This is a genomic window from Mangrovibacterium sp., from assembly GCF_059905295.1.
Window position 1 is genome coordinate 1 of sequence record NZ_JBZQJF010000010.1, and the last position, 3,391, is coordinate 3,391.

The 3,391-nt window shown below is 43.3% G+C and carries 3 protein-coding genes; all 3 read left to right on the forward strand.

Translation table 11 applies throughout. From position 1 onward, the window contains the following. Nucleotides 1-240, forward strand: a 240-nt coding sequence (locus tag AC37HE_RS00500) for a helix-turn-helix domain-containing protein (RefSeq protein ID WP_500780807.1), incomplete at its 5' end; no start/stop codon positions are given. Nucleotides 241-521: 281 nt separating this feature from the next. After that, nucleotides 522-1,874 (forward strand): alginate export family protein, encoded by a 1,353-nt coding sequence (locus tag AC37HE_RS00505; RefSeq protein WP_500780808.1) that lies wholly within the window; start codon nt 522-524, stop codon nt 1,872-1,874. A 59-nt stretch (nt 1,875-1,933) separates the two neighbouring features. Then, on the forward strand, nt 1,934-3,313 hold the full coding sequence (locus tag AC37HE_RS00510) for a CmpA/NrtA family ABC transporter substrate-binding protein (protein WP_500780809.1): 1,380 nt from the start codon (nt 1,934-1,936) through the stop codon (nt 3,311-3,313). The last annotated feature ends 78 nt before the right edge of the window (nt 3,314-3,391 follow it).

Below are 3,391 nucleotides of genomic sequence, written 5' to 3' on the forward strand. Positions count from 1 at the left end.
ATTGATGCGCTCCTCTACATTAACAGGAAATTCGGACAAAAGAAAAACTTCATCAATCTATCATTAAGTCGAAAAGAAATAGCCGATTTTGCCGGGACGACAGAAGAACAAGTTATTAGAGTGCTTTCAGCCCTAAAAAAAGAAGAATTAATTCTTCTTTCGGGTAAAAAAATCGGAGTTACAGATGTAAACCTCCTCAAAAAAGAAATAGCTGAACACCATTATTACATCCAAAGTTAAAAGCACATTATCCTCTATCACAATTCACTACACTTACAAACCTGCTTTTTGGCAGGTTTTTTTATAACAAATTAACCTGTTTTTACTGCTAAAAGGACTGTTTATTCCCTCTATATTCCATATTATTCCTGTCTTAGCGAACATACTTTTACATTATAAAATTACATAACCCAAACAGATCAAAAGTAGTTTTTTGGCCGGATCAGTTAGAAGCGGATTAAGAAATAAACAGAAAGAATCCGGGCTACTCGATCAACAATTAAAAATTAAATTCTTATCCTATGAAAACCTTATTTGCTTTAGTTATTTTATTATTGACAGCCGGCGCAAGCTATGCACAATTTTCCCTTGAAGGACAATTACGTCCACGCACTGAACTACGTAATGGTTTCAAAAAACCCATTTTACCCAACCAAGACCCGGCCGTTTTTACCGAGCAACGTACTCGTTTAACTGCCAGTTACAAAACTGAAAAATATGGATTCAAACTATCGATCCAAGATGTTCGCATCTGGGGTGAAACCGGTCAAATAAACAAATCCGATCAACTACTGAGTGCTCATGAGGCCTATGGCGAGTACTACGCTTCTGATAAATCAACTTTCCGTATCGGTCGGCAAGAAGTAATCTACGATGGACACCGGCTATTCGGGAGCCTCGATTGGGCAGCCCAGGGGCGTTCGCTCGACGCACTACGCTATTTATATAAAGATAAGAAAGGCAACCAGTTCGACCTGATGGCAACATGGAACCAGGCCGGTTACGGTGATGGTTCTCCGGAACCCGCCAAATTGGTAGGCAATGCCTATGCCATTACATCCGGAGGAGGCAGCAACACACGTATTTTCAACCTTACACTCCCCAAAGCACAATTAATGGCATACTACAAGAAAACGTTTAAATCTGGCGACCTGGCTTTCATGATTCTGAATGACATTTACAATGTAGACGCAACCTCGGGAGAGCATTACAGCAATGTCACATTCGGATTTACACCAAATTTCAAATCTGGGAAATTGAAGTTCGGCGGTCAGTTTTATTACACTGGGGGAACAGCGGGAAAAACAGCAAACAACGGAACTTTCGAGTCGATTGATTTGAGCGGCTATATGGTCAATGCTTACATCCAGCATACCGGAATAGCAGGGAAACCTTTGCTCGGAGTTGATTACCTCAGTGGTGATGACGAATCTACGTCTGACAAAGTTGAAGGCTGGTCACCTAAATACGGCACCAATCATAAATTCTACGGTTTCATGGATTACTTCTACGTTGGTAACGGGCATGGCGGTGCCGACGCAATGAGCGCAGGATTGTTGGACATTTATTTGAAAACAACTTTTAAAATAAACGAAAAAACAAAGATACTGGGACACCTGCACTACTTTGCTTCTGCCGAAGAACGAACTAATGCAACAAGCGGAGAAAGTTACAAAGGTTATCTGGGGACAGAGTTAGACCTTGTATTCAACTATGCACTGGCTAAAGGGGTTAGCCTGGGAATCGGATATTCACAAATGTTCGGCACATCTGACACCCTGAAACAGTTAAAATTTGGCGATCCGAATACCGATATCAGCAGTATGCAAAGCTGGGGTTGGGCCATGATTGCTTTCACACCTAAATTCCTTTAGACAATATATAAGGAATCTCACATCATCAAACATTTACGAAACAACAAAAACAAAATATCATGTTACGATTGAAAAAACTTCAAATTCCGGTACTTGCAGCGGCAGTCGCTCTATTCCTGCAATCGTGTGGTGGTTCTGGCAAAAAAGCTGCAACTACGACAACTGAAGCACAAAAATCAAGTTTGCTTATTGAAAAACCACAGCTCACTTTCGGATTCATCAAACTGACTGATATGGCTCCGCTGGCCATAGCCAAAGAGTTAGGTTATTTTGAAGATGAAGGTTTATACGTGACCATTGAAGCCCAGTCGAACTGGAAAAACGTGCTGGACCGCGTAATCGACGGTGAACTGGATGGTTCACATATGCTTGCCGGTCAACCAATTGCCGCACAGGCTGGATTTGGACGCCAGGCACAATTAGTCACCCCTTTCTCGATGGACCTGAACGGAAACGGTATCACCGTGTCAAACGCCATTTGGGACAAGATGAAAGCGAATGTACCAACAGATTCTGAAGGCAAACCGATTCACCCAATCAAAGCCGATGCGTTAAAACCGGTCATCAAAGAATACAAGGCCAACGGCAATCCTTTTAAAATGGGAATGGTATTCCCCGTTTCAACCCACAATTACGAAATTCGTTACTGGCTGGCAGCCGCAGGAATCAACCCGGGCATGTATACTGCCGACAATATTCAGGGACAGGTAGATGCCGATGTATTATTGTCGGTTACCCCTCCGCCACAAATGCCTGCCACACTGGAAGCAGGTACCATCTACGGTTATTGTGTAGGTGAACCCTGGAACCAGCAGGCTGTATTTAAACAAATCGGTGTTCCAGTAGTAACCAACTACGAAATTTGGAAAAACAACCCGGAGAAAGTCTTCGTAATGACCCAGAAGTTCATCGACGAAAACCCAAACACCGCGGTAGCTGTTACCAAAGCCCTAATCCGCGCTGGCAAGTGGCTGGACGATCCTGCAAACCGTCCAGCGGCAGTCGCTATTCTTTCAAAAACCGATTATGTTGGCGCCGACTCTATCGTCATTGCTAATTCGATGACCGGAACTTTCGAATTCGAAAAAGGGGACAAACGCTCACTACCCGACTTTAACGTATTCTACCGCTATAACGCCACCTATCCGTTCTACTCCGATGCAGTGTGGTTTTTAACGCAAATGCGCCGCTGGGGACAAATCCCGGAGGCCAAATCAGACGACTGGTATCTGGAAACTGCGAAAAAGGTTTACCGTCCGGACATTTGGTTAAAAGCAGCAAAATTGCTAGTCGAAGAAGGCAAGATCCCAGCTTCGGACATTCCACAAACAGACGGCTTCAAACCACCTACAAAAGACTTTATTGACGGGGTCCAGTACGACGGTAAAAAGCCAAATGAATACCTGACCAAGTTCAAAATCGGGAATAAAGACATTTAGGGGATAAGAGTTTCGAGGATAAAAGATAACGAATAAAAATGCAACGACAATCATTGGTCTCGTTCCAAGCAGAAGTAG

Bases quoted from the DNA above. Each gene is read 5' to 3' on its own strand.
- AC37HE_RS00505 (WP_500780808.1), top strand. From the start codon at position 522: ATGAAAACCTTATTTGCTTTAGTTATTTTATTATTGACAGCCGGCGCA.
- AC37HE_RS00510 (WP_500780809.1), top strand. From the start codon at position 1,934: ATGTTACGATTGAAAAAACTTCAAATTCCGGTACTTGCAGCGGCAGTC.